23 protein-coding genes are annotated in these 24,359 nt (G+C 64.0%); 9 read left to right on the top strand and 14 right to left on the bottom strand.

All coding sequences use genetic code 11. From position 1 onward, the window contains the following. Nucleotides 1-73 precede the first annotated feature (73 nt). The 5 genes from hemA to ABID59_RS17570 all read right to left on the bottom strand — a co-directional run bounded on the left by hemA (nucleotide 74) and on the right by ABID59_RS17570 (nucleotide 6,422). Complete coding sequence (hemA, locus tag ABID59_RS17590) at nucleotides 74-1,303, bottom strand: 5-aminolevulinate synthase (RefSeq protein WP_354084187.1); 1,230 nt, start codon at nucleotides 1,301-1,303, stop codon at nucleotides 74-76. Nucleotides 1,304-1,638: 335 nt separating this feature from the next. After that, entirely contained in the window at nucleotides 1,639-2,700 is a 1,062-nt protein-coding gene (locus ABID59_RS17585) for an MBL fold metallo-hydrolase (RefSeq protein ID WP_354084186.1), read from the bottom strand. Nucleotides 2,701-2,833: 133 nt separating this feature from the next. Next, a complete protein-coding gene (locus ABID59_RS17580; protein ID WP_354084185.1) occupies nucleotides 2,834-4,975 on the bottom strand; it encodes a methyl-accepting chemotaxis protein in 2,142 nt (713 codons plus the stop codon). Nucleotides 4,976-5,152: 177 nt separating this feature from the next. After that, a complete protein-coding gene (locus tag ABID59_RS17575; RefSeq protein WP_354031587.1) occupies nucleotides 5,153-5,878 on the bottom strand; it encodes an outer membrane protein in 726 nt (241 codons plus the stop codon). Between the two features lie 223 nt (nucleotides 5,879-6,101). Next, nucleotides 6,102-6,422 (bottom strand): hypothetical protein, encoded by a 321-nt coding sequence (locus ABID59_RS17570; RefSeq protein ID WP_354084184.1) that lies wholly within the window; start codon nucleotides 6,420-6,422, stop codon nucleotides 6,102-6,104. Between the two features lie 229 nt (nucleotides 6,423-6,651). Here ABID59_RS17570 and ABID59_RS17565 point away from each other — a divergent pair, with 229 nt between their 5' ends. Then, the gene (locus ABID59_RS17565; RefSeq protein ID WP_187435218.1) at nucleotides 6,652-6,945 is read left to right on the top strand and encodes a hypothetical protein; all 294 of its coding nucleotides are present in this window, start codon (nucleotides 6,652-6,654) and stop codon (nucleotides 6,943-6,945) included. Between the two features lie 85 nt (nucleotides 6,946-7,030). Here ABID59_RS17565 and ABID59_RS17560 read toward each other — a convergent pair whose 3' ends face one another. From ABID59_RS17560 to ABID59_RS17535, 6 genes are all read right to left on the bottom strand, one after another. Further along, nucleotides 7,031-7,240: a hypothetical protein gene (locus tag ABID59_RS17560; RefSeq protein ID WP_148754375.1), complete on the bottom strand. Its 210-nt coding sequence runs from the start codon at nucleotides 7,238-7,240 to the stop codon at nucleotides 7,031-7,033. Further along, complete coding sequence (locus tag ABID59_RS17555; protein ID WP_354084183.1) at nucleotides 7,237-7,401, bottom strand: hypothetical protein; 165 nt, start codon at nucleotides 7,399-7,401, stop codon at nucleotides 7,237-7,239. Before ABID59_RS17555 ends, ABID59_RS17560 begins: the two co-directional genes overlap by 4 nt. Before the next feature lie 191 nt (nucleotides 7,402-7,592). Next, nucleotides 7,593-9,212 (bottom strand): ABC transporter ATP-binding protein, encoded by a 1,620-nt coding sequence (locus ABID59_RS17550; protein ID WP_354084314.1) that lies wholly within the window; start codon nucleotides 9,210-9,212, stop codon nucleotides 7,593-7,595. Between the two features lie 2 nt (nucleotides 9,213-9,214). Then, nucleotides 9,215-10,054, bottom strand: a complete 840-nt coding sequence (locus ABID59_RS17545) for an ABC transporter permease (RefSeq protein ID WP_354084182.1) — start codon at nucleotides 10,052-10,054, stop codon at nucleotides 9,215-9,217. Further along, entirely contained in the window at nucleotides 10,051-11,022 is a 972-nt protein-coding gene (locus tag ABID59_RS17540; RefSeq protein WP_354031591.1) for an ABC transporter permease, read from the bottom strand. The genes ABID59_RS17545 and ABID59_RS17540 overlap by 4 nt, the downstream gene beginning before the upstream one ends. Before the next feature lie 209 nt (nucleotides 11,023-11,231). Then, entirely contained in the window at nucleotides 11,232-12,782 is a 1,551-nt protein-coding gene (locus tag ABID59_RS17535) for an ABC transporter substrate-binding protein (RefSeq protein ID WP_354084181.1), read from the bottom strand. Nucleotides 12,783-12,998: 216 nt separating this feature from the next. Here ABID59_RS17535 and ABID59_RS17530 point away from each other — a divergent pair, with 216 nt between their 5' ends. The 3 genes from ABID59_RS17530 (at nucleotide 12,999) to ABID59_RS17520 (ending at nucleotide 15,197) form a co-directional block, all read left to right on the top strand. Further along, on the top strand, nucleotides 12,999-13,667 hold the full coding sequence (locus tag ABID59_RS17530) for a TetR/AcrR family transcriptional regulator (RefSeq protein ID WP_148754370.1): 669 nt from the start codon (nucleotides 12,999-13,001) through the stop codon (nucleotides 13,665-13,667). A 253-nt stretch (nucleotides 13,668-13,920) separates the two neighbouring features. Beyond that, a complete protein-coding gene (locus ABID59_RS17525; RefSeq protein WP_354084180.1) occupies nucleotides 13,921-14,583 on the top strand; it encodes a DUF3313 domain-containing protein in 663 nt (220 codons plus the stop codon). Nucleotides 14,584-14,615: 32 nt separating this feature from the next. Continuing rightward, nucleotides 14,616-15,197: a DUF2147 domain-containing protein gene (locus ABID59_RS17520; protein ID WP_148754368.1), complete on the top strand. Its 582-nt coding sequence runs from the start codon at nucleotides 14,616-14,618 to the stop codon at nucleotides 15,195-15,197. A 20-nt stretch (nucleotides 15,198-15,217) separates the two neighbouring features. Here ABID59_RS17520 and ABID59_RS17515 read toward each other — a convergent pair whose 3' ends face one another. Continuing rightward, nucleotides 15,218-16,768, bottom strand: a complete 1,551-nt coding sequence (locus ABID59_RS17515) for a winged helix-turn-helix domain-containing protein (RefSeq protein WP_354084179.1) — start codon at nucleotides 16,766-16,768, stop codon at nucleotides 15,218-15,220. A gap of 134 nt (nucleotides 16,769-16,902) precedes the next feature. Here ABID59_RS17515 and mddA point away from each other — a divergent pair, with 134 nt between their 5' ends. Further along, a complete protein-coding gene (mddA, locus tag ABID59_RS17510) occupies nucleotides 16,903-17,691 on the top strand; it encodes a methanethiol S-methyltransferase (protein ID WP_148754366.1) in 789 nt (262 codons plus the stop codon). Nucleotides 17,692-17,797: 106 nt separating this feature from the next. After that, nucleotides 17,798-18,220 carry a GFA family protein gene (locus ABID59_RS17505; protein WP_148754365.1) on the top strand — a complete coding sequence of 141 codons (423 nt, stop codon included), beginning with the start codon at nucleotides 17,798-17,800 and terminating at the stop codon, nucleotides 18,218-18,220. Between the two features lie 181 nt (nucleotides 18,221-18,401). Here ABID59_RS17505 and ABID59_RS17500 read toward each other — a convergent pair whose 3' ends face one another. Next, the gene (locus ABID59_RS17500) at nucleotides 18,402-19,961 is read right to left on the bottom strand and encodes a winged helix-turn-helix domain-containing tetratricopeptide repeat protein (RefSeq protein WP_354031597.1); all 1,560 of its coding nucleotides are present in this window, start codon (nucleotides 19,959-19,961) and stop codon (nucleotides 18,402-18,404) included. Between the two features lie 410 nt (nucleotides 19,962-20,371). Here ABID59_RS17500 and pcaB point away from each other — a divergent pair, with 410 nt between their 5' ends. Together pcaB and ABID59_RS17490 are read left to right on the top strand one after the other, a co-directional pair. Then, nucleotides 20,372-21,733, top strand: coding sequence for a 3-carboxy-cis,cis-muconate cycloisomerase (gene pcaB, locus ABID59_RS17495; protein WP_354084178.1), 1,362 nt, complete (start codon nucleotides 20,372-20,374; stop codon nucleotides 21,731-21,733). 111 nt (nucleotides 21,734-21,844) lie between these two features. Continuing rightward, nucleotides 21,845-23,101, top strand: coding sequence for an aminopeptidase (locus ABID59_RS17490; protein WP_354084177.1), 1,257 nt, complete (start codon nucleotides 21,845-21,847; stop codon nucleotides 23,099-23,101). A 10-nt stretch (nucleotides 23,102-23,111) separates the two neighbouring features. Here ABID59_RS17490 and ABID59_RS17485 read toward each other — a convergent pair whose 3' ends face one another. Further along, nucleotides 23,112-23,666 carry a hypothetical protein gene (locus ABID59_RS17485; protein WP_354031599.1) on the bottom strand — a complete coding sequence of 185 codons (555 nt, stop codon included), beginning with the start codon at nucleotides 23,664-23,666 and terminating at the stop codon, nucleotides 23,112-23,114. Nucleotides 23,667-23,902: 236 nt separating this feature from the next. Between ABID59_RS17485 and ABID59_RS17480 the strand changes: the two genes are divergently transcribed. Beyond that, on the top strand, nucleotides 23,903-24,358 hold the full coding sequence (locus ABID59_RS17480; protein WP_354084176.1) for a cupin domain-containing protein: 456 nt from the start codon (nucleotides 23,903-23,905) through the stop codon (nucleotides 24,356-24,358). The last annotated feature ends 1 nt before the right edge of the window (nucleotide 24,359 follow it).

The raw sequence follows: 24,359 nt of genomic DNA, 5'->3' as shown, positions 1-24,359 counted from the left end.
CCTCACCCGGATCGCATCTGGCGATGCGATCCGGCCTCTCCCCGCAAGCGGGGAGAGGCAAAGGGGAGCGAGCCTACTCCGCCGCCAGCGACTTCGCGCGCAGCGGCAGATCCAGGCGGTCCCACACCTGCAACAGCGCTTCGGCGAGCTGATCGATCAGGCCGTCGTCATGATAGGGCGAGGGCGTGATGCGCAGGCGCTCGGTGCCCTTGGCGACGGTCGGATAGTTGATCGGCTGGATGTAGATGCCGTGATCCTCGAGCAGCATATCCGAGGCCCGCTTGCACTTCTCGGCATCGCCGATGAACAGCGGCACGATATGGGTGTCGTTCGACATCACCGGCAGGCCGGCGGCATTGAGGATCGCCTTGACGCGGGCGGCGCGATCCTGGTGGCGCTCGCGCTCCCAGCTCGAGGTCTTCAGATGCTTGATCGCGGCGGTCGCGGCCGAGCAGATCGCCGGCGGCAGCGCGGTAGTGAAGATGAAGCCCGGGGCATAGGAGCGCACCGCATCGATGATCTGGCCGTTGGCCGCGATATAGCCGCCGAGGCAGCCGAACGCCTTGGCCAGCGTGCCTTCGAGGATGTCGATGCGATGCATGACGCCGTCACGCTCGGCAATGCCGCCGCCGCGCGGGCCGTACATGCCGACGGCGTGAACCTCGTCGACATAGGTCATCGCGCCGTACTTCTCGGCGAGGTCGCAGATCTTTGCGAGCGGGGCGACGTCGCCGTCCATCGAATAGAGGCTCTCGCAGGCGATCAGCTTCGGCCGGTTCGGACCGGCGGCCTTCAGGAGCGCTTCGAGGTCGCCGAGATCGTTGTGGCGGAACACTTGCCGCTCGCAGCCGGACTGGCGGATGCCCTCGATCATCGAATTGTGGTTGAGCTCGTCCGACAGGATCAGGCAGTTCGGAATGAGCTTTGCGATGGTGGCGATGCCGGTCTGGTTCGAGACGTAGCCCGAGGTGAACAGCAGTGCGGCTTCCTTGCCATGAAGGTCGGCGAGCTCGGCCTCGAGCTGCACCAGCGGATGATGCGTGCCGGCGATGTTGCGGGTGCCGCCTGCACCGGTGCCGACGCGGGTTGCGGTCTCGACCATGGCGCCGACCACCTTCGGGTGCTGGCCCATGCCGAGGTAATCGTTGGAGCACCAGATCACGACGTCGCGCTTGCCCTTCGGCGAGTGCCAGAGCGCATGCGGGAACCGGCCGGCGATACGCTCGAGGTCGGCGAACACGCGGTAGCGCCGCTCGGTGTGGAGGCGATCGAGGGCGGAACTGAAGAACTGGGCGTAATCCATCGGTGCAACCTGAGACGGAACTGACCAAAAGGGCGCATCTACTTAGAGCTTTTCCAACTCTAGTGTCTATGCGCTATCCCACATTTGGGCGTGACGGGCATTTGGGCAAAATGCCCTATCGTGCGATTTGAAGCTTGATCCCGATCAAGTCCGCGCGACCTTTGATGCTGCTTTGCAGCATCCGGCTGCTCCCTCGCCCCGCTTGCGGGGAGAGGGTGGGGTGAGGGGGGTCTCCACGGGGACGGTGAGAATTGGACTCGCGGAGAGTCCCCCTCACCCGCCGCGCATTCGCGCGCCGGCCTCTCCCCGCAAGCGGGGCGAGGCTATGACAACGCTCACGTTGTCCTGAACTGGAGCACACCGTCCTTGGTCTCGGCGGTCAGCCGGCCCTCGACAATCATATAGTTGACGTGGGCGACGAGCTCGCCGGCGGCGAAGCCCATCTGGTGCTCGTCCAGCACATGCTTGTTAAACACCACAGGCACCAGGGCGCGCGAGGTCTGCGGCACCTCGCGGCAGGCTTCCGCGATCAGGCGGCAGCGCTCCTCGTGGTGGTCGGCGAGCTGCTTGATGCGGGTCTTCAGTCCGTAGAACGGCACGCCATGGCCGGGCAGCACCAGCAGATCATAGGGCAGGGTGGTGGTGAGGCTCGCGAGCGAGGCCAGATATTCGCCGAGCGAATTCTGGTCGGGCTCGACCGCCCACACGCTGACATTCGGGGAGATCTTGCTCAGCACCTGGTCGGCGGAGAGGAACAGCTTGTCGTCGGCGCAATACAGCATCACCTGGTCGAGCGCATGCCCGCCGCCGGTGATCACCTTGAAGCGGCGCGAGCCGATCACGACCTCGTCGCCATGCGAGATGCGGCGGTAGGAAGGCGGCAGCACCGAAACGCGCTTGAGATAGTCCTGGCCGCGGCCGAGCAGCTTTTCGGTGAGCGACTCGTCCATGCCGTGGCGGCGGAAGAACAGCCGCTGCGCTTCGCGCCGCTCTTCGGTGCCGCGGTTCTGGTGATAGACCGATTGCAGATATTCGACCTGCGACATCACCAGCGGACAGTTGAACCGCTCGACGATCCACCCGGCAAGGCCGACATGATCGGGGTGCGAGTGGGTGACGATGAGGCGGGTGATGTGGACGCCCTTCAGCGGCCCTTCGAACAGTCTTGTCCAGGCCTCGATCGTCTCCTCGTTGCCGAAGCCGGCATCGACCATCGCATAGCCGTCGCCATCGGCGAGCAGATAGATGTTCACATGGTTGAGGCGGAACGGCAGCTTCAGCCGTGCCCACAACACGCCGGGCCTGACTTCCACGACCTCTTCGGGGCCGGGATGCTGTTCCCAGGGATAGCGCAGGGCCTCGGCGGAGGACGGCACGGTGTCGGTTTTTGCGTTCATGCTATCCGCTTAAACCCAGCGCGGGCGGGGCGCCAGCCGAAAAAGAACCCGCGGCCCGTCCGCATGGCGGTCATTCCGCGCAGTTTTCCGTAGCCCGGATTACGGGCTCGATCCGGGCTAAGGGACGGCGTCCTTACGCCGCCCGCATGTTGTTGAGGAACGCGTCGATCTCTCCTCGCAGCATATCGGCTTCGCGGCGGAGGGCGTCCGATGCATTCAGCACCTCGGTCGCCGCGGCGCCGGCCTCGGCTGAAGCCGTGGAGACACCGACGATGTTGCTGGAGACCTCGCTGGTGCCGCCGGCCGCATGCTGGATGTTGCGGGCGATCTCGCGGGTCGCAGCGCCCTGTTCCTCGACCGCAGCCGCGATCGTCGTGGTGACGTTGTCGATCTCGCCGATGATCCGGCCGATGCCCTGGATGGCGCCGACGGCGGAGGTCGTGACCTGCTGCATGCTGGCGATCTGGGTGCGGATCTCCTCCGTCGCCTTCGCGGTCTGGCTGGCGAGGCTCTTCACTTCGGAGGCAACCACTGCAAAGCCGCGGCCTGCCTCGCCCGCGCGCGCCGCCTCGATGGTGGCGTTGAGCGCGAGCAGATTGGTCTGCGACGCAATCGTCTGGATCAGGTCGACCACGACGCTGATGCGGCTTGCGCTATCGGCAAGGCTCTGCACCGTGGCGTCGGTGGCGCCGGCCTCGTCAACCGCCTTCTTGGCGATCGCGGCCGAGGTGACGACCTGCTTGCTGATCTCCTCGATCGAGGACGACAGCTGCTCGGTGCCTGACGATACGGTCTGCACGTTGACCGAGGTCTCCTCCGCCGCGGAGGCGACTGCGTTCACCAGCGCGCTGGACTGATCCGCGGTGTTGGACATGCTCTGCGCAGTCGACTGCATCGAATTGGCCGATTGCGCGAGATTGTCGAGCGCGGTGCGCACCGCGCCCTCGAACTCCGCGATCTTTGCCTCCATATGCGCGGCACGCTCGGCCTTGACGACACGATCCTTGTCCTGCTCGCTCGCAAGCGCCCGGGCTTCGATCATGCTGTCGCGGAACACCGTCAGCGTTTCCTTCATCGCGCCGATCTCGTCGTTCTGACGGGAGCGGACGATCTCGGTGTCGAGGTCGCCGGCCGAGAGCAGCTGCATGGCGCGCTGAAGCTCACGGATGCGGCGCAGGATGTTGCGGCCGACATAGAGCCAGACGAACAGCGCCGAGCCGATCAGGGTGAGCCCGCCCAGGGCCAGCATTGCGGTGGTGGCGAGCGAGATCTCCTGGCGCGCCTGGAAGGTCGACGCATTGGTCTCCTTCTGCACGCCGTCGACGAGCTGCTGCACGCTGATGCCGAGACCGACATTGAGCTTGCGGGTCTCGTCCAGGATGGTCTGGCCGTAGTCGATCGCGTCGAGCTCCTTCTGGCGAATCTTGAACACGCCGGTCTTGCCCTCGCCGAACGTCTGCAATTTCTGCATTGCGACCTTCACCGCAGTGGTTGCGGGAGTGTCGGGCAGGTCCTCCAGGTTCCACTTGACGCGGTCGCGGACCGCCTTGAATTCGTGTTCGATCGTCTCCAGCGTATCGCTGGAGTTGGCGGACAAGGCGGCCATCATGTCAGCGGCCATCAGATTTCCGTTGGCAAGCACCGTGCTGATCTGACCGACGGAGCGGACGGCCTCCATGGCGTCGTCTGCCGACACGTTTGTCGATGCCAGGATTGCGCTCAGCCGTGTCTGGGTATCCAGCATTGCGGGGTTGGCTGCGCCGACGAAGGCGAGCTGCGCCTTGCGCAGCGCCTCATATTGCTTGTTATGCAGCGCAATCGTGTCGAGGCGCTCCTTCGCCGCCGACACCAGGCTCTTGGTGGCTTCATCGATGCTCTTGACGGTTTCGCCGAGCGCGCTGGCGACCTGCTTGTCGGCGCCGAGCTCGATGATCTCGCCGAGCTTGGCCATCGCGAGGTGCTGGATGTCCTTCACGTTCTTGGTGCGCTCGTTCAGCGCATCATCACTTGGAGATGCGAGCAGGCCCGGTCCTTGCGCTGCCAGCGTCGCGCTCTGCGAGGAGAGCTGCAGGCTCGCGGACAGGCGCGGGATGTCGCGACCGCTCAGATCCATCATGGTGGTGCCGAGATGGTTGAACACGAAGCCGGCGCCGGCGGCGATCACGAGGCCCATGCCCGCGATCACGGCAAAGGCCGCAAACAGGCTGCCGCGCAGGCCCCATTTCGGCATTTTGAAACGCGGCTTCAATCGGCCCAAGCTCAGACGGATCGCCATCGAAAATTCCCCCACGCCCGTAATCTCTTATTTTCGCTGCGCAGTATCCTCGGCGCGGGTTAAAAAATCGCAAGTTGCACAATTGCTTGGCACGCTTGGCAAGTTCCGCAGAGCGAAAAAGGAAGGGCCGGCAGCGGTGCCGGCCCTCGATAGCGAAGGGATTTTTTGAAGGCGCGATCAGTAGCGCGCGACCATCGGGCTCGCCCAGTTGAAGCGGTAGTTGAGGCCGGCCTTGAAGGTGTGGTCGTCGGTGGTGAAGTTGCCGGTGCCGACCAGCGGACCCGCGGTGAAGTGCGCGTCGCCGAAATTGTAATACTGGTACTCGGCCTTGGCCGACCAGTTCGGCGCGAACATGTACTCGAGGCCGGCGCCGACGGTGTAGCCGTTGCGGTGATCGCCGGCGATGATGAAGCCGGTCGGCACGCCGCCGATCGTCACCTTCTCGTTGTTGTCCGAATAGGCGTAGCCGCCCTTCACGTAGAGCAGGCCCGGGCCCCAGGTGTAGCCGACGCGGCCGGTGATCGAGCCGAGGCCGCGCTGGTCGTTGGTGTAGGCCACGCCGCCCGGGAACACTGCGCCGACATTGCCGGAGAGCCAGGAATACTGAGCTTCAGCACCGATCACCCAGCTCGGGTTGAACTGCCAGTCTGCACCAGCCTGCAGACCACCGAGGAAACGGCCGTTGCCGTTGTTGCCGGTGGAGAGGCCGTTGAAATTGTTGTCGCTGGAGAACGCGCCGCCGATATGCGCGCCGATATAGAAGCCGGTCCAGTTGTAGATCGGCGCGGCATAGGCCGGCGCAGCCTTGCTGTAATAGGGGCGGGCGCCGAGATCGGCACCGATCGCCGGCGCAGCCGCGCCCACCACGAGCAGCGCCACGGTCGCAAACAGAATCTTCTTCATAGTCCAAACTCCAGCACTTATGTTCCCGGCAGGCGCGCTTTCCGCGCCGTCGTTGGTTTTGCAGATAGCCGGCTTTTGACGAAAATGCTGTCACATGCATGGCACAACGACAGCCAACCTAAGTTATTGGGCGCTAAATGATTTTCGTGATTAATGCCAGCTTAAGAAGTGGTGAAGGAAGGCTTAATCCGGGAGCCTCTCGGTAACTTGTACGCGCTTCTTGTTAACCAAGACGCCGCAGCACCTCGTCGCGCATCTGCGCGCGAAAGGCCGCGCGCTTCGCCGGCCGGTCCTCCACGCGCACGTCGTGGCGATCGAAGATGTCGAACTTCTCCAGGATCGGATAGCGCTCGCTCGCCATCGCGAGCACGCGCAGCACCTTGGTCGCGGCCAGCGCCGGCCCGCTCACCTCCCAACGCCGGATCGTGTCGGCACCGCCCTTCTCCGGCAAGGCACACAGTTTCGCCATGTCGACCGCGGTGAGCTCGCGCTCGATGGCGTCGGAAAGGTCGGCGCGGAGTTGCTTCAATTCGGGGCCGGTCATGCTACTCGCATTCGGGAGACTGCTGAAGCCAATGCACTAATGCTGATTCGGGTCCATCCGAAGGCAGCCATGGTCGTTCGGCGTGCCGGCCCAGGCGGCGCTGATTGTGCGGCGTCATGGCGCTACGGCACGTTTCCGCGCACACGGAGTTATGAACGGGGGCCTATGGGAATTCTTTGATGAATGAACATATGGCGCAGCAGGCGCGGAGCGAATGAAGGGATCAGTCATGACAACGACCAGGCTCGTCATAGCCGCACTCATCACGACCGGACTGCTTGCCGCGCCGTTCGCGGCTGAAGCGAAGAAGCACAGGTCGAGCCGACATTATGCCACGGGCGTGATGGCACCGACCAATAGCGGCCCCGGAGCGACTGCGGCGCAGCCGAGGACCTATTATGGGACATCCGGCCAGTCTGTCGGGACGGTGACGGCACCCTCGATCGGAACATATAACTGGCCGTCGGTCGGCGTCACCAACGCAGCCCCGACCTGGAGCAACACCAATCCGCCGATGCGATAGGGCCTGACTGCCGCGCGCGTCAGCGCTTCCGCGCCGCGCGTTGCCTGATCAAGCCCAGCAACGGGAGTATCATTTGAGAGCGGCGCTAGGTGCCTCTGCCGCCCTGTTGACCCATCACGCAGCGCCATCCCGCCAGCCGCTCGGCGGGATGCTGGTTCATCCATTCGGCAAGCTGCGGTGCGCCCATCATGCAGGACCGCATCGAGATCTCGGCGAGGTCAGACGTGGTGACAATCTGCTCGTGGCAATTTCCCGGAGTCGAGAGACTGCAGAGCACTGCGATGATCTTGATCACGAGAGGTTACTCACGCCGTCGCGGCCGATCGCCGCCTTGTCTTGCCGCTCGCTTACCGGATCAGCCGACGGGAAGATGCTGTCATAGATCGCGCGTGCTTCCTGGATGAGGCGAACGCGTTCGCGCTCGGATTTTGAAACGAACTGAATAACCTGGCCCATGTCGGCTCCAAATCTATCGGCAAATCCACCATGAGATGATGGAGATCATTCCAATTCGATGTAGGAGGCCGTCTCCAGCTTTGAAGCTGCGCGGGCGGTCACGAGGAATAAAAAGCGCGTGACTGCGCCGGCGCTGCGGATTCGGTTCGATTCGGTCCAATTGTCCGGAGCCGAACCGAATACCGTCCGAGTCACGCTGCCGGCGCGCGCTCCTTCTGCCCCGGCACCGCCGCGAGCAGCTCGCGCGTATAGGGATGCTCGGGCGCGGCGAAGAGCTGCGCGGTCGGCTTCAGCTCGACGATGACGCCACGCTGCATCACCGCTATGCGGTCGCAGATCTGGGCGGCGACGCGCAGATCGTGGGTGATGAACAGCATCGAGAGCCCAAGGCGCGCTTTGAGGTCTTCGAGCAGCCTCAGCACCTGCGCCTGCACCGAGACGTCGAGTGCGGAGACGGCTTCGTCGGCGACGATGATCTCGGGTTCGAGCGCGAGCGCGCGCGCAATGCCGATGCGCTGGCGCTGGCCGCCGGAGAATTCATGCGGATAGCGTTCGAGCGCCCCGGCGTCCAGGCCGACCATCTTGAGGAGATCGCGAGCGCGGTCGAATGCGGCCTTCGAATCGGCGCCGGCCGCGATCGGGCCGTCGGCGATGATGTGTCCGATCTTGCGGCGCGGGTTGAGCGAAGCGAACGGATCCTGAAAGATCATCTGGATGCGATGGCGTTCGGCGCGCAGCGCCTTGCCTGAGAGTTTCGTGAGATCGGTGTCGCCGATCCGCACCGTGCCGCGATCGGCCTCGATCAGCCGCATCACCAGCCGCGCCACCGACGATTTGCCGGAGCCGGACTCGCCAACGAGGCCGAGCGTCTCGCCCTTGAGGATGTTGAAGTTCACCGCGCGCGCGGCATCGACGCGACGGTCTTCGCGAAACCAGCCGCCCGAGGTGACGTAGGTCTTGTCGAGCCCGATCACTTCGACGGCTCGGGCCAGATCGTCGAGGGGCGCGCGCGCCGGCGGGTGCATCGACGGCACGGCGGCGAGCAGTGCCTTGGTGTAATCGTGCTGTGGCTCGTTGAAGACGGTCGCGGCGGGGCCTTCCTCCACGACCTTGCCATGCCGGAGCACCACGACCTGGTCGGCGATATCGGCGACGACACCAAAGTCATGAGTGATGAACATCACCGCCATGTTGCGGCTGCGCTGGAGATTGCGGATCAGTTTCAGGATCTGTGCCTGTGTCGTGACGTCGAGCGCGGTGGTCGGCTCGTCGGCGACCAGCACGGCCGGCTCGAGCGCGAGCGCCATCGCGATCATGGCGCGCTGGCGCTGGCCGCCGGAGAGCTGGTGCGGATAGGCGCGCACGATGCGTTCGGGGTCGGGCAGGCCGACCTCGCGCGCCAGCGACAGCGCCTTCGCGCGTCGCTCTCTCGGCGTGAGCAGACCGTGGGCCTCGAACATCTCCGCCATCTGATCGCCGATCCGCATCAAAGGATTGAGCGCGGTCATCGGCTCCTGAAAGATCATCGCGAGACGACGGCCGCGCAGGTCGCGCCACCTGTCATCGTCGAGCTTGAGCAGGTCGCGGCCTTCGAACTGGATCTCGCCGGAAGTGACGCTCACCGTATCCGGCAGCAGCCCCATCAGCGCATGCGCGCACATCGACTTGCCGGAGCCGGATTCGCCGACCACGCAGACGATCTTGCCGGGGCGCAAATCCAGCGAGACGCCGTCGACGGCGAAGGGACGCTCGGCGCCCTTGGGCAGCGCGATCCGCAGGTTCTTGATCGAGACGGCGGGAGGAGCGGTCATCATCAGCGTCCTTCCCGCGACAGGCGCGGATTGAGCGCGTCGTTGAGGCCTTCGCCAATCAGGTTCAGTCCCAACACGGAGATCAGGATCGCGACGCCGGGAAACACGGTGATCCACCAGGCCTGGCGGATCACGGTGCGGCCGGCGCCGACCATGTAGCCCCACGAGATCAGATTGGGATCGCCGAGGCCGAGAAAGGACAGCGAGGATTCCAGCAGGATTGCGGTCGCCACCATCAGCGAGGCCAGCACGATCACCGGCGACAGCGCGTTGGGCAGAATCTCGCGCAGGATGATCCAGGTGTTGCTCTGCCCGGTGACCACGGCGGCCTGGACATATTCGCGCGTGCGCAGCGACAGCACCTCGCCGCGGACAAGGCGCGCGACAGGCGGCCAGCTCACCACTGCGATCGAGGCCACGATCGAGTAGATCGACGGCTGCAGGATTGCCACCAGCACGATCGCGAGCGCGAAGCTCGGAATGGTCTGGAAGAACTCGGTGAAGCGCATCAGCGCGTCATCGACCTTGCCGCCGAAATAGCCGGCCATGGCGCCGATCGGCACGCCGACGACGAGTGCGACCAGCGTCGAGACGAGGCCGACCAGCAGCGAGACGCGTGCGCCAAAGATCATGCCGGCGAATACGTCGCGGCCAAGTGCGTCGGTGCCCAGCGGTACGGTCGCGAGCGTGAACGGCGGCAGGAACGGCCGTTGCACCATGCGCCAGGGCGAGTTCGGGAACAGCAACGGCCCGAACACCGCAACCGAGATCGCAAGCAGCAGGATGACGAGCCCGATGACGCCGCTCGGGCTCTTCAGCATCGATTTCCAGAACTGTTTCATGCGGCGAATTCGATGCGTGGGTCGACCAGGCGATAGACCAGGTCGGTGATGAGGTTGAAGATCAGCACCATGACCGAGCAGGTCACGAACACGCCGAGCAGCAGATTGTAGTCACGCTGCAGCAGCGCGTCGTACATCAGACGCCCGATGCCGGGCCAGGCGAACACGGTCTCCGTGATGACGGCGCCGCCGATCAGTGTGCCGGCATGGACGCCGGCGAGCGTGACGACGGGGAGCAGCGCGTTGCGCAGCACGTGACGGCGCTGGATCACGGCGTCGGAAAGGCCCTTGGCGCGCGCGGTCTTGACGAAGTCGAGCCGCTTCACCTCCAGCATCGAGGCGCGCGTCATGCGGGTATAGGTCGCCATGAAGAACAGGCCGAGCGTCATCGCCGGCATGATCAGGTGCTTTGCGACGTCGATGAGATGGGCGAGGCCGGTGAGGTTGGCGCCGACCGTCTCGTAACCGAAGCTCGGCAGCCAGTCGACCGCGACCGAGAACAGCAGGATTCCCATCAGCGCGACCCAGAAGATCGGCATGGCGTAGAAGATCAGCGCAAAGATGGTGATGGCGGTGTCGAGGAAGGTTCCGGCGAAGCGGGCGGCGAAAGTGCCGAACAGGACCCCGAGCGCGAGCGAGATCGCGAACGCGGTCAGCGTCAACAACAGCGTTGCCGGCAGCCGCTCCAGGATCAACTTCGACACCGGCGCCTGCTGGCGGAAGGAGAAGCCGAGGTCGAGGGTTGCGATGCCCTTGACGTAGATGAAGAGCTGCTCGGGCAGCGGCTTGTCGAGGCCGAATTTTTCCCGCAGCTGCTGGACGAAGACCTGGTCGCTGGCGCCGGCCTCGCCGGCCATCACGACCGCGGGGTCGCCGGGCGCAAGCCGGATCAGGAAGAAATTGAGGACGACGATCGCGAGCAGGACGATCACGCCCTTCACGACACGCTGAGCGACGAAAGAGAGCATCTAGAGAGTCATATCTTGTAACGTGACCTGGAGCCGCGGTGACGGTGGGCTCCCTCGCCCCGCGTGCGGGGAGAGGGTTGGGGTGAGGGGGACTCTCCGCGAGGGTATCAGCAGTTGGACTCGTGGAGACTCCCCCTCACCCGAATGTGCGCTATGCGCACATTCGACCTCTCCCCGCACGCGGGGAGAGGTGAAGAAGAGGGCAGGGCTCACTTGTCGAGCCATGCGTCCTTGAAGCCGTCATTGACCCCGATCCCGGTGGTGATCAGGTTCTTGACCTTGCAGCGCATGATGGTCGGGAATTGCAGCTCGAGCATCCAGGCCACCGGCACATCCTCGACCAGGATCTTCTGCGCCTTCTCGTAGATCTCCTTGCGCTTGGAGTCTGGCGTTGCGACCGCGCCATCGGCGAACAGCTTGTCGATCTCCGGATTGGAGTAGCCCTCGACATTGTTGAACACCTGGCCCTTGGCGATGGCGCTTGAGACGTAGTTGCGGCCGACGCCGAGTGCGGGATCGCCGTACTGGTAGAGATAGGTGAAGGCGATATCGTAATCCCAGTCGCCGATCTTCTGGTTGCCGCCGGCAACGTCGGTGGCGATCGTCTCGATGTTCATGCCGACGTCCATGAGATTCTGCTTCACGGCTTCACCCCAGCGCTGCCAGGTCTCGCCATAGGCGAGCGGCAGAATGCGGATCTTCTCGCCCTTGTAGCCGGCTTCCTTCAACAGCGCCTTGGCCTTGGCCGGATCGTACGGATATTTCGGCACGTCATCGGTGTAGTACTTGATGGTCGAGGCCGAGGGACCGGTTGCGACCTTGCCGAGCCCGTTCCAGATCACGTCCTTGGCGAAATCGCGGTCGATCGCATACATGATCGCCTGCCGCACCCGCTTGTCGGCGAGCGGTCCCTGGCGGTTGTTCAGCCACAGCCAGGCCAGCGGCGAGAAGAACTCCCAGCCCGCGCCGGTGACGCAAGTGTCCTTCAGCTTGGACAGCCGCGGCACGTCGAAATTCTCGACCGAGCCTCCGGGCAGCACGTCGACCTTGCCGGTCTCATAGGCCACCGAGCGCGCGGCGGCGTCGGGGATGATCTGCCAGTAGATCTCGTCGAGATAGGGTTTGCCCTTCTCGTAGTAATTCGGGTTCTTGACCAGCCGGATGAACGAGCCCTTCTGCCATTCCTTGAACATGAAGGGGCCGGTGCCGACCGGCGCGTTGTTGTAGGGATTGGTCTTCCAGTCGGTGCCGTCATAGAGATGCTTCGGCACCATCGGCATCGAGCCGACCTCGAAGATGCCGAGGAACGGGCCGAACGGCTGCTTCAGCGTGAAGACGACAGTATAATCGTCGGGCGCCTCGACCTTGTCGACCTGCGCGAGGTTGTTGCGGGCACGCGCATGGGTCTGCTTCAGCATCTCGACCGAGAACAGCACATCGGCCGCGGTGAAAGGCTTGCCGTCATGCCAGGTGACGCCCTTCCTGAGCTTGAAGGTGTAGGTCTTGGCGTCCTCGCTGACGCTCCAGCTCTCGGCGAGCTCCGGAACCGGCTCGAGCTTGGGGCTGTAGCGCAGCAAGCCCTCGAAGATGTTGCCCGATACCATCTGGGTCGGACCGTTCTGGATCATCGCAAGCATCAGGCCGGGCGGCTCGGGCTGGATCACGGCATTGATCGTGCCCCCCATTTTGGGCTCTTGCGCCAGCGCCGAGGCCGTGAGCCCGCAAGCCAGCAGGAGACCAAGCAACACTCGTTTCGACATGTCGTATCTTTCTCAAGCGAGACCAGCCGTAAACGCTTCGCAACGTCCTCGCGCGCGAAGCGACGGCCGGCCCATCCCAGTCCCCATCCACCATCGAGGCTCACATAGTCTCATTCGGCGCCGCAAGATGAAAGTCTCGACAGTGTTCGCACAAAAAATGTACAGCGCGTCCTGTTTTCACTTGATTCATGTTCTTGTCACGGAGACAAGTCGGCCATGGACAATGCCACACGCTCCGAACGATCCCGCAACGCTGCGCTCGAAGCGGCGATCAGGATCATTGCGCGCGACGGGCCCGGCCGGCTGACGCTCGATGCCATCGCGCGCGAGAGTGGTCTCAGCAAGGGCGGCGTGATGCACCAGTTCCGCACCAAGGAAGCTGTACTCAAGGCGCTGCTGGAGCGGCAGATGGAGCATTTCGAGGAATTCTCGACCGGCTATATGGCGAAGGTGAGCGCAACCTCGGCAAATCCCAATTTGGCGACCCAGCTCGCCACCGTGCGGGAAGCGGCCACGTCGCCGAATTCCGCCGCGCTGGCGCTCGTTGCGGCCATGGTCGAGAACCCCGGCCTGATGATGTTGCCGCGTGAGCGGGAGATGAAGAGAGTGGCGGCCATCAAGGCGGAGTCCGCCGATCCCGATCTCGCGCTGTTGCGCTGGGCTGCGGCCCGTGGACTGCTTTTGAGCTCGCTATTCGGCATGTCGCCGCTCAGCAAGGACGAGCATGATCGCCTGTTTGCGCGTCTGCTCGACGACGGGCAATGGGCCGGCGTCGAGCAGCCGGCCAAGGAACGGCAGACCAAGGAACAGCCGACCAAGGCACGCGCCGCAAAGTCCGGCGCAGCACCGGCGGCAAAGGCCGCAACCCCGCGCAAACGCGCCTGATTCATCATTAACAAATTCCAACCGGCCGCTGCCCAAAGCTGCGCCTGCGGCCAAATGTGCCAGGTGTCATCTTCGCAATTTACAAACCAACTGGTCGGTTTTATATATAACAACACTGAGGCGGCCCCAGGCTTCTGAACTGGCCCCGGACGATGCCTTGGGTTGGCAATGGTGAGCCCCGCAGCCGCGTCTGGCCCCACACGCGGCTGCGGTCGCCTTTGCCTTTCGACGAGCCGCAAAAGGAGTTTCTGCAATGGATCGCTCGATCGCCCTGCGCGGTCTGGCAACGCTGGTGCTTGGCGCGGCCGTCGCCGGCTGCGCCTCGGTTGCGCCCGTGCCCTATTCGGAGATGGCGTCCTCGGCCTACATGGCCCCGGACAAGTCGGATAGCTCCGGCCGCGTGCCCTACCGCTACTCCACACCGGTCGACTGGCACGCTTATCATAAAGTGATGCTCGATCCGGTCGTGGTCTACCGCGGCAAGGACCATCAGTTCGGCGACATCTCCGACAAGGACAAGGCGACACTCGCCGCCTACATGCAGAACTGCTTCGCAGATCGGCTGCGAGGCCGCTTCGCCGTGGTGCGTGAGCGCGGGCCGAACACGCTTCGGATCAGGCTCACGCTCACCGGCGCCGTCACCAACACGCCCGTGCTCGGCACGCTTTCGCGTTTCGACATGGCCGGCGCGATCTACAACGGCGTGCAGGCCGCGCGTGATGGCGAGGGAATGATGACCGGCTCGGTCATCTATGGCGTCGAGATCTTCGACGCCGCAACCTCGCGCCTGATCAGCGCCTACGTCACCAAGCAATACCCCGGCGCCTACGACATCAAGGCCAGCGTCGGCGCGCTCGCGGCCGCCACCGCCGGCCTTGATAAGGGCGCCGACGCGCTGATGGCACAACTCAACTGACGCTCAAACCCAGCCAACGAAAAGTGCCGCTGATGAACTTTCTCCTTCGCTTCGTGCTGCGCGTCGCCATCACCGTCGTGATGATGGTGCTCGGCGGCCGCGCCGGCGCCGTCACGCCCAATGATCCCAGCGGTACCTGGCTCGTCGAGGACGGTCGCGCGCGTATCAGGCTGGAGCGATGTGGACCGACGCGCGACCGCATCTGCGGCTTCATCGTCTGGATGAAGGAGCCGGCCGACAAGCGCGGGCAGCCTCACCGCGACAAGGAAAATCCCGACCCCGACAAGCGCCCCCGCGCGCTGCTCGGCCACCAGCTGATCATGGGCCTGCAGGCGACGTCCGATGGCCGGTTCGCCGGCGACATCTACAATGCCGAGGACGGCAAGTTCTATTCGGTCTCGCTCTGGCGCGAATCCGCCGACCGCCTCAAGCTCAAGGGCTGCCTGATCAAGTTGTTGTGCCAGACCCAGACCTGGCAGCAGACCCTCGACGTGCAGCCCGGCCAGCTGGTCGGCCTGACCGGCGACCTCAACGGCCCCCGCGCCGACAAGGAGTGGGCCGCCGCGCCCGCACCGAAGCCGATACAGGTCAAGACGGAAGCCAAAACGAAATAGCCGCGCGTCAGTCGCGCCGATCACCTCAACCCCGCGCGCCGAAATCCTTCCAGATAGTGCTCGCGATCCGCGTCATTGGCCCACGGCAGTTGCGTCGCGATCCAATGCAGTGAGATGTTGGGCTGGGTGCGGCGCAGCTCTCCCAGCGCCATATCCGCGAGCGCGCCGTCGCCGGTCATGCCGGCGGAAACGGCGAGCACGCGATAGGCGCCGGTGAGATCGCCGCGATGGCGGATCGCCTCGCGCGCGAGCGCGATCGCCTCGTCATACCGCCGCTCGGTGAAGCGCGCATAGCCGGCGATGCCGTAATAGATCGCCAGCGACGGATCGCGCGGCGAGAGCCTGATCGCCTTTTGCGCCGCCTCGAACGAGTCGCTAGGTCGTCCGGCATAGGACAGCGCCAGCGCGTAATAGCCCTGTGCCAGCGAGAAGTTCGGATTGAGCGCGAGCGCCTGCTCGAACTCGGACAGCGCGTCCGCAAGCCGGCTCGTCGAGAAGCAGACGCTGCCGAGCGCGGCATGGGCCCAGGCATTCTCGTGGTCGCAGCGCATCGCGGCGAGCGCGGCGCTCTCCGCGATCGGCGCCGTCGTGGCGAGCTCCGCCCAGCCCAGATGCACGCCGAACATGTGGCTCGCCGCCAGCACCGCCAGCGCCTGGCCGTAATCCGGATCGATCGCGATTGCGCGCTCGAGCAGCTTCTGCGCCGCGGCGTGGTCATGCGGCGTTATCCGCCAGTAATGCGACAGCGCCTGCATCAGCAGGTCCCAGGCATCCAGGCTCGATGGAGGCTTGCGATGCGTACGAAAATTCTCCGCGGCGTGGATCTGCGGCTCGATCGCCGCGACGATCCGCTCGGTGATCTCATCCTGCACGGCGAAGACGTCGACCAGCTCGCGGTCGTAGCGCTCGGCCCAGAGATGCCCGCCGGTGGTGGCATCGTTGAGCTGCGCGGTGATGCGCACGCGGTTGTCCACCTTGCGCACGCTGCCCTCGACGATGTAGCGAACGCCGAGCTCCTCGGCGATCTGCTTGATGTGGACCGCGCGCCCCTTGTAGGTGAAGGACGAGTTGCGGGCGATCACGATGAACCAGCGCTGCTTCGACAGCGCGGTGAGGATGTCCTCGCTGATTCCGTCGCCGAAATATTCCTGGGCGGGATCGCCGCTCATGTTCTCGAAGGCGAGCACCGCGATGCCCGGACGGTCGGCGGCAACGCGCGGGGAACCCGGTGCGACCTCGGCCGGAATAGGCTTTGCTGCCACATCTTCCCGAACTTCGCCGACGAAACGAAAGCCCTTGCGTGGAATCGTCTTGATCAGCCGCTGCGTCGCTCCATCGTCTCCCAGCGCCTTGCGCGCGGCGTTGATCCGGCTGTTCAGCGCGGAATCCGAGACGATGCGATCGCTCCAGATCTGGCTGATCAGGTCATCCTTGCTGACCACCCGCGCGCGTTCCGCGACCAGATAAAGCAGGAGATCGAACACTTGCGGCTGCAACGGAATGGCCGTCCCGCCGCAGGTCAGCTCCCGCAGGTTGCCGTCGAGCACATTGTTTTCAAAGAGAAATCGCACGTTTCTGTCGTCTCAAGCAAAAATCAAAGTCGTCTCAGGCGAAAATCAACCGTCCGCGAAAGTCAGGGCACGTCCGATGCGGCATGGTGCAGCGACCAATGAAGTGCCGATGTTTTGGCACAACGGAGCTGCTTATGACCCAAATTGATCATCAGGTTCATTCCCTGCACCCCGACGTTTCGGGCTCGAGAGTTTTCAAGTTCATCGCCTTTCTTTACGGAATTGCGGCGTATCTCGTGTTTTTCGTTACGATTGTCTACGCGATCGGCTTTGTGATGGGGCTGGTGGTGCCGAAGACCATCGACACCGGCACCGACACGCCGACGGCCGAAGCCGTGATCATCAATCTGCTGCTGATGACGCTGTTCGCCGTTCAACACAGCGTGATGGCGCGCCAGCGCTTCAAGGCGTGGTGGACCCGATTCGTCCCCAAGCCGGTCGAGCGCTCGACCTACGTGCTGTTCGCGAGCCTGTCATTGCTCCTCCTGTTCTGGCAGTGGCGACCGTTGCCGTCGGTCATATGGGACGTCGCCGATCCGGATCTTGCCGTGACGCTGGTCACGCTGTCGTTCGCAGGCTGGGTGCTGGTGTTCATCTCGACCTTCATCATCAATCATTTCGAATTGTTCGGATTGCATCAGGTGACCAACCATCTCGTCGGCAAGGAGGCCGCACCGCCGCGGTTCAAGACGCCGCTGCTCTACAAATTCGTCCGTCACCCGATCTATCTCGGCTTCATCATCGCCTTCTGGGCGGCACCGACCATGACCGCAGGCCATCTGCTGTTCGCGGCCGTGACCACGGCCTACATCTTCGTCGGCATCGCGCTGGAGGAGCACGATCTCGTCGATCTCTTTGGCGACGAATACCGGCAGTACAAACAACGGGTGTCGATGCTTATTCCCTGGCGCCGGTCAGTCTAGCCGCCGTGTGTTCCGTCGCGCGTCCGCCGATCGGAGGACGCGCGACAGGACTTCATTCGCTATCCAAGGATCTGAATCCCAATTTCCACCTCAGGAGACAACCAAGATGAAACATGTCGGACACTGCTTCTGCGGCGCGGTCACGGTCGAGGTCACGGGCGAACCAGCGGCGATGGGCTATTGTCACTGCCGTTCCTGCCGCTCGTGGTCGGGCGGACCGGTAAACGCTTTCAGCCTGTGGAAGCCGGAGGCCGTGCGCATCACCGAAGGCGCGCAGAACGTCGAGACCTTCGTCAAGACGCCGCTCAGCCAGCGCAAATATTGCGGGAAGTGCGGCGGTCATCTCATGACCAACCACCCGCCGCTCGATTTGATCGACGTCTTCACCGCCACCATCCCGACGCTCGCCTTCACGCCCGGCGTCCACGTCAACTATTCCGAGACGGTGCTGCCGATGCGCGACGGCCTGCCCAAGCTGAAGGATTTTCCCGCCGAGTTCGGCGGCAGCGGCGAGATGGTGCAGGAGTAGCGGGCCTTCTTCCCTTCTCCCCTTGTGGGAGAAGGTGGCGCGAAGCGCCGGATGAGGGGTTTTCTCCAATCGCGAGACTGCTCGTGAGGACAGAGACCCCTCACCCGGCTTCGATGCTACGCATCGAAGCCACCCTCTCCCACAAGGGGCGAGGGTGCACCGTCATTGTGGAGAGAAGGATCTACCTCATCCCCGCGCGCCGAAATCCTTCGAGATAATGCGCGCGGTCCTCTTCCCGCAGCATCGGCAGCTCCCGCGTGATCCAGGCGAGCGAGATGCCGGGCTGGGTGCGTCGCAATCCTTCCAGCGCGGAGGCGGCGAGTGCGGGATCGCCGGACATGCCGGCGGCCGCTGTCAGCACGCGATGCGCGCCGACGAAATCGGCCCGCTGCCGCATCGATTCCCGCGCCATCTGCATGGCGTCCTCGTAATTGCGGCCGATGAACTGGGCGTAGCCGGCAACGCCGCAATAGATCGCAGCAAGCGGATCGCGCGGGCTGAGCTGTAGCGCGCGGCGTGCAGCCGCATCGCCGTCCTGCCAGCGTCCGGCGTAGCATAGCGTGACGCCGTAGAAGGCGTGGGCCATCGCGAAATTCGGATTGAGCGTCAGCGTCAGCTCGAATTCCGCCAGCGCGTCGTCGAAGCGACGCCGGAACAGATAGGCATAGGCGAGACCGTGATGGGCCCAGGCGTCGTCGCGATCGGCCTCGACCGCGGCAAGCGCCGCGCGTTCGGCAACCGGGACAGTCGCGGCCATATCGGCCCAGCCCATATGCGCACCAAAAATGTGGCTGGTGGCGAGCAGGCCCAGCGCCTTGCCATAGGCGGGGTCGATCGCGATAGCCTGCTCGAGCAGCGCCTGCGCCGATGCATTGTCCTCGCGCGTGATGTGCCAGTAATGCGACAGCGCGCGCATCACGAAGTCCCAGGCGTCGAGGCTGCCCGGCGGCTTCTGCTGGGCGCGAAAATTTTCGGCGGCGTAGAGCTGCGGCTCGATCGCGGCGACGATGGCTTCGGTGATCTCGTCCTGTACGGCAAAGATGTCGGCAAGCTCGCGGTCGTAGCGCTCGGCCCAGAGATGGCCGCCGGTCGAGACATCGTTGAGCTGGGCGGAGATGCGCACGCGATCGCCGCTTCGCCGCACGCTGCCTTCGAGCACGTAGCGTACGCCGAGCTCGCGCGCGATCTCGTGGAGATGCACGGCGCGGCCCTTGTAGACGAAGGAGGAGTTGCGCGCGACGACGAAGAACCAGCGCAGCTTCGACAATGCGGTGATGATGTCTTCGCTGATGCCGTCGGAGAAATAGTCCTGCTCGCGGTCGCCGCTCATATTGGTAAAGGGCAGCACGGCGATCGCGGGGCGGTCGGGCAGCGCAGGTATCTCGTGCGACGTTGTGACGCTGCGGCGCGGTTCCATCGCTGCCGCGGCGGACTTGGTCTCGACGTCGCCGACGAAGCGAAAGCCCTTGCGCGCGATGGTGCGGATCAGCGCCTGGTTCGCGCCGCTGTCGCCGATCGCCTTGCGCGCGGCATTGATCCGGCTGGTCAATGTCGATTCGGAAACGCTGCGGCCGTGCCAGATCTTGTCGATCAGCTCGTCCTTGCTGACGACCCGGTCGCGGTTCTCCATCAGGTGGACCACGAGGTCGAAGACCTGCGGTTCCACGGACACGGGAACCTGCTCGCGACTCAGCTCGCGCCGGTCGGTATCGAGAAGGTGGTCCTGGAACAGAAACTGCACGTCGAAAACTCAGACCTCACAACGACATCAGGCAATAATGGAATCAAATGGGATTCGACTTGAAGTCTGTGAGTCCGCGGGAAGGTCAGTTCGGTTCACCGCGAGGCCAGATGGCTGCTATGCCATTTGCGCGGAGGAATGCAACCTGAGTTAGAAGGTGACCACTTAAAGTGTGGACAGGAATGCGACTCGCGTCGCCGTCATTGCGAGCGCAGCGAAGCAATCCAGAATCCCGCCGCGGCGACAGTGTGGATGACGGTGCTGAGACAGCGAGCGCGACATCTCACCAATGTGCTGGCTTTTGTCGGGACGACATTGGCCGTGTGTCCAACAGTGAATGTTCATTGCTCCGCTGGATATCCTGCGTAAGCTGTCGCCACATAAAACAAGCCAGCCGCAAAGAAACGCTCATGCCCGCTTTTCCCGCCTCGACCACCGTGCTCGACTCCGTGCTGTTTCGCGATGCCTTCGGCACGCCTGCGATGCGCGAGGTGTTTTCCGACGTCGCGCTGGTCGCGCGCTATGCCGAGATCGAGGTGGCGCTGGCGAAGGCGGAGGCGCGATGCGGCGTGATCCCGCAGGAGGCCGCCGACCAGATTGCGGCGCGGACCGATGTCGCTGCGCTCGACTTCGATCTGCTGCGGCAGGAGACCGACATCGTCGGTTACCCGATTCTCCCGTTGGTGCATCAGATTGTGAAGCAATGCGGCGAGGCCGGCCGCTATGTGCATTGGGGCGCGACCACGCAGGACATCATGGACACCGCCGTGGTGCTGCAATTGCGCGCGGGGCTGGAGATTGTCGAGCGCGATATCGCCGAGCTGCGCAAAATCCTGGCCGATCTCTCCAAGCGCCATCGCGACACGCCGATGGCCGGCCGCACCCACCTCCAGCAGGCGCTGCCGGTGACCTTCGGTTACAAGACCGCGATCTGGCTCGCGATGTTCGACCGCCACGCCGAGCGTCTTGAGCAATTGAAGCCGCGGGTTCTCGTCGGTCAGTTTGCCGGCGCCGCCGGCACGCTGGCCTCGCTGGGCGACAAGGGGTTCGAGGTGCAGGAGGCGCTCTGCGCCGAGCTGAAGCTCGGCGTTCCCGCCTCCACCTGGCATGTCGCGCGCGACGGCTTCGCCGAAGCCGTGAATTTCCTCGCGCTCGTCACCGGCTCGCTCGGCAAGATCGCGCTCGATATCATGATCATGGCCTCGACCGAGTTCGGCGAGGTCTATGAGCCCTTCGTCAAGGGGCGCGGTGCCTCCTCGACCATGCCGCAGAAGCGCAACCCGATCTCCTCGGAGCTGATGCTCGCCGCATCCAAGGCCGTACGTCAGCACGCCGGGTTGATGCTGGATGCCATGGTGCAGGATTTCGAGCGCGCCACCGGTCCGTGGCACGCCGAATGGATGGCGATCCCCGAAAGTTTCGTGCTGACCGCAGGCTCCCTTCATCAGGCGAAGTTCGCGCTCGCCGGCCTCATCGTGGACGAGGCAAAGATGAACGACAACCTCGCCCTTAGTCGCGGTCTGATTGTGGCCGAAGCGGTCATGATGGGGCTGGCGCCGCAGATCGGCCGGCAGGATGCGCACGACGTGGTCTATGACGCCTGCCTGCTCGCCAACGAGACGGCCATCAGCCTCGCCGACGCGCTGTCGGCCGATCCGCGCGTCGCAGCCCAGATCGATCGCGCGACCATCGAGGCCCTCACTTCGCCGAAAAATTACCTCGGTCTGGCGCCTGATATGGTCGACCGGGTGCTGAAATCGGCAACGCGTTGAAAACCAAGCTGCGTGAAACTCCGTATCTTCACGTCTCGCAAGACTCTCGCACACTTGTGTCTTGAGATGCTAGACTTAGATTGAACGAGAGATTCCGACAGGGGACCCGGCATGACCGATCAACGCGATTCCGTCACTTCCATCGATCCCGTGAAACTCGACCGGCTGGCCGAGGTGGCGGTGAAGGTGGGACTGGGCTTGCGGCCGGGACAAGACCTTCTCTTGACGGCGCCGGCGATCGCGCTGCCGCTGGTTCGCCGCATCGCTGCGCACGCCTACAAGGCCGGCGCCGGCATCGTGACGCCGATCCTCTCCGACGAGGAGATGACGCTGGCGCGCTATCGCCACGGCCACGACAACAGCTTTGATCGCGCCGCCAACTGGCTCTACGAGGGCATGGCGAAGGCGTTCTCGAACAACACTGCGCGTCTCGCCATTGTCGGCGACAATCCGATGCTGCTGTCGGGCGAAGATGCTTCCAAGGTCGCGCGCGCCAGCAAGGCCAATTCCATGGCGTATCAGCCGGCGCTGGAGAAGATCGTCAATTTCGACACCAACTGGAACATCATCGCCTATCCGAGCCCGTCCTGGGCGAAGCAGGTCTTCCCGAACGATCCCGAAGAGGTCGCGGTCGGCAAGCTCGCGGACGCGATCTTCGCGGCGTCCCGCGTCGATTGCGAGGACGCTACGGCCAATTGGGCGAGCCATAATGCGGTGCTGCGCGAGCGCACCAACTGGCTCAACGGCCTGCGCTTCCGCGCGCTGCAATATTCAGGGCCGGGCACCGACCTCACCATCGGCCTGGCTGATGGCCATGAATGGGAGGGCGGTGCCTCGCTCTCCAAGAACGGCATCAGCTGCAATGCCAACATTCCGACCGAAGAGGTCTTCACCACGCCGCATTGCCGGCGGGTCTATGGCCATGTCGTGAGCTCGAAGCCGCTGTCTTACCAGGGCACGCTGATCGACAACATCGCGGTGCGCTTCGAGGACGGCAGGATCGTCGACGCCAAGGCTTCGCGCGGCGCGGAGGTGCTGAACAAGGTGCTCGACACCGACGAGGGCGCACGCCGGCTCGGCGAAGTGGCGCTGGTGCCGCATTCCTCGCCGATCTCGCAGAGCGGGCTGTTGTTCTACAACACGCTGTTCGACGAGAACGCTGCGTCCCACATCGCGCTCGGCCAGTGCTACTCGAAGTGCTTCGTCAACGGCGCGCAGCTCACCCCGCAGCAGATCGCCGCGCAAGGTGGCAACCAGAGCCTGATCCATATCGACTGGATGATCGGCTCGGCCGAGACCGACATCGACGGCATTCTGGCCGACGGCAGCAAGGTCCCGGTGTTCCGCAAGGGCGAGTGGGCGAAGTAGGGCTTTCCGCTCACGCTGCCGCGTTGCGCAGCATCGGGTTGCTGTCGATGCTGAAGCGGTTGAACAGCGTCGTGAACGGGCTCCCGTCGGTGGCCCGCACGATGGCGTCGGAAGCCGCGACGGCCTCGTAGAGTGCGCCGACCGGATCGCTCGCCTCCGGCAGGTCGAGCGCGGAGCGGATCTCCTCTCTCGCCTCGTTGACGTCGTCCTCGTCGTCGAGTGTCGCCTCCAGCGCGTCCGCGGCACGCCGCATTTCCTGGAGATCGCCGCCGGCGGAGAATTTGAGGATGTCGAGCCAATAGGGGCGGGCGACGACGAGTTGGATGAACGCGTCGAAACTGTCTGCGATAACGCCCGCGCGTCCTTCCGATGAGACGTAGAGTACATTCTGCGGCGGCAGCAGTATGAAGGCGCCGCCTGAGCCGTCACTGCCGATCTGCCGGGGGCTTTCGACGCCGTCGATCGTGAACCAGGGCTCCTCGTCCGTCGCGAACGAGACATCGAGGCTGCCAAGCCAGGCGACGACCTCGCCTTGGGCAGTCAGAACCTCTGGGGTCAGGGGCATCGATGGGCTCCTTCCAAGTCGCTTCGCGCAATATGTCGCACCCCGGGAAAGATGGGTTCATGTGCACGAATTTGCACGGAAATCTCGACGTTAACCGCTTCGCATCTGCAACTTGCGGCTGATTATCGGGGCCTGCGTAAGGAAGAATTAAAAACTGGCTACTAGCGTCCCGAGGTCATTCGAAACAAGCCGGGATTTAAACCCGGTTAATCATATTCTACCTCCAGGGGAAGCAGATGTCGCGGGCATTGATTGAAATCGGTAGTTGCAATGTGGATCTGGAGCTGCGGCCGATCGAGCCGGCCTGGATCATCGAGGGCAACCCGGTCTCGCGCTCGCACACCCTGTCGACCAGCTCCGACGGCACCTCCTCGACCATCATCTGGTCCTGCACCGAAGGCCGTTTCAACTGGTACTATGATTTCGACGAGACGATCATGATCCTGGAAGGCTCGATCGTGCTCGAATGCGACGGCATGCCGCCGAAGCGCTACGGCGTCGGCGACGTCGTCTTCTTCCGCGATGGCGCGCATGCCAAATGGCATGTCGAAGGCCACGTCAAGAAGATCGCCTTCTGCCGCAAGACCAATCCGGCCGTGATCGGCTTCATGATCCGCGCCGTCAACAAGCTGAAGCGCATGTTCCTCTCGCCCGGCGAGCGCCGTCCCGCGACACTGATGGGCGCCGGCTAAT

Origin of the sequence: Bradyrhizobium sp. S3.3.6 (genome assembly GCF_040546905.1) — a bacterium.
Taxonomy (GTDB): Bacteria; Pseudomonadota; Alphaproteobacteria; order Rhizobiales; family Xanthobacteraceae; genus Bradyrhizobium; species Bradyrhizobium cytisi.
The sequence above is the reverse complement of the archived record's forward strand: the minus strand, read 5'-3'. Positions and strand labels throughout refer to the sequence as shown.

What these genes read in the sequence shown, in the direction of transcription:
- pcaB (WP_354084178.1), top strand. Translation starts at nt 20,372, where the DNA reads ATGCCCGCTTTTCCCGCCTCGACCACCGTGCTCGACTCCGTGCTGTTT.
- ABID59_RS17565 (WP_187435218.1), top strand. Translation starts at nt 6,652, where the DNA reads ATGACAACGACCAGGCTCGTCATAGCCGCACTCATCACGACCGGACTG.
- ABID59_RS17555 (WP_354084183.1), bottom strand. Translation starts at nt 7,401, where the DNA reads ATGGGCCAGGTTATTCAGTTCGTTTCAAAATCCGAGCGCGAACGCGTT.
- ABID59_RS17545 (WP_354084182.1), bottom strand. Translation starts at nt 10,054, where the DNA reads ATGAAACAGTTCTGGAAATCGATGCTGAAGAGCCCGAGCGGCGTCATC.
- ABID59_RS17535 (WP_354084181.1), bottom strand. Translation starts at nt 12,782, where the DNA reads ATGTCGAAACGAGTGTTGCTTGGTCTCCTGCTGGCTTGCGGGCTCACG.
- ABID59_RS17550 (WP_354084314.1), bottom strand. Translation starts at nt 9,212, where the DNA reads ATGACCGCTCCTCCCGCCGTCTCGATCAAGAACCTGCGGATCGCGCTG.
- hemA (WP_354084187.1), bottom strand. Translation starts at nt 1,303, where the DNA reads ATGGATTACGCCCAGTTCTTCAGTTCCGCCCTCGATCGCCTCCACACC.
- ABID59_RS17585 (WP_354084186.1), bottom strand. Translation starts at nt 2,700, where the DNA reads ATGAACGCAAAAACCGACACCGTGCCGTCCTCCGCCGAGGCCCTGCGC.
- ABID59_RS17530 (WP_148754370.1), top strand. Translation starts at nt 12,999, where the DNA reads ATGGACAATGCCACACGCTCCGAACGATCCCGCAACGCTGCGCTCGAA.
- mddA (WP_148754366.1), top strand. Translation starts at nt 16,903, where the DNA reads ATGACCCAAATTGATCATCAGGTTCATTCCCTGCACCCCGACGTTTCG.
- ABID59_RS17525 (WP_354084180.1), top strand. Translation starts at nt 13,921, where the DNA reads ATGGATCGCTCGATCGCCCTGCGCGGTCTGGCAACGCTGGTGCTTGGC.
- ABID59_RS17490 (WP_354084177.1), top strand. Translation starts at nt 21,845, where the DNA reads ATGACCGATCAACGCGATTCCGTCACTTCCATCGATCCCGTGAAACTC.
- ABID59_RS17580 (WP_354084185.1), bottom strand. Translation starts at nt 4,975, where the DNA reads ATGGCGATCCGTCTGAGCTTGGGCCGATTGAAGCCGCGTTTCAAAATG.
- ABID59_RS17505 (WP_148754365.1), top strand. Translation starts at nt 17,798, where the DNA reads ATGAAACATGTCGGACACTGCTTCTGCGGCGCGGTCACGGTCGAGGTC.
- ABID59_RS17570 (WP_354084184.1), bottom strand. Translation starts at nt 6,422, where the DNA reads ATGACCGGCCCCGAATTGAAGCAACTCCGCGCCGACCTTTCCGACGCC.
- ABID59_RS17520 (WP_148754368.1), top strand. Translation starts at nt 14,616, where the DNA reads ATGAACTTTCTCCTTCGCTTCGTGCTGCGCGTCGCCATCACCGTCGTG.
- ABID59_RS17540 (WP_354031591.1), bottom strand. Translation starts at nt 11,022, where the DNA reads ATGCTCTCTTTCGTCGCTCAGCGTGTCGTGAAGGGCGTGATCGTCCTG.
- ABID59_RS17575 (WP_354031587.1), bottom strand. Translation starts at nt 5,878, where the DNA reads ATGAAGAAGATTCTGTTTGCGACCGTGGCGCTGCTCGTGGTGGGCGCG.
- ABID59_RS17485 (WP_354031599.1), bottom strand. Translation starts at nt 23,666, where the DNA reads ATGCCCCTGACCCCAGAGGTTCTGACTGCCCAAGGCGAGGTCGTCGCC.
- ABID59_RS17480 (WP_354084176.1), top strand. Translation starts at nt 23,903, where the DNA reads ATGTCGCGGGCATTGATTGAAATCGGTAGTTGCAATGTGGATCTGGAG.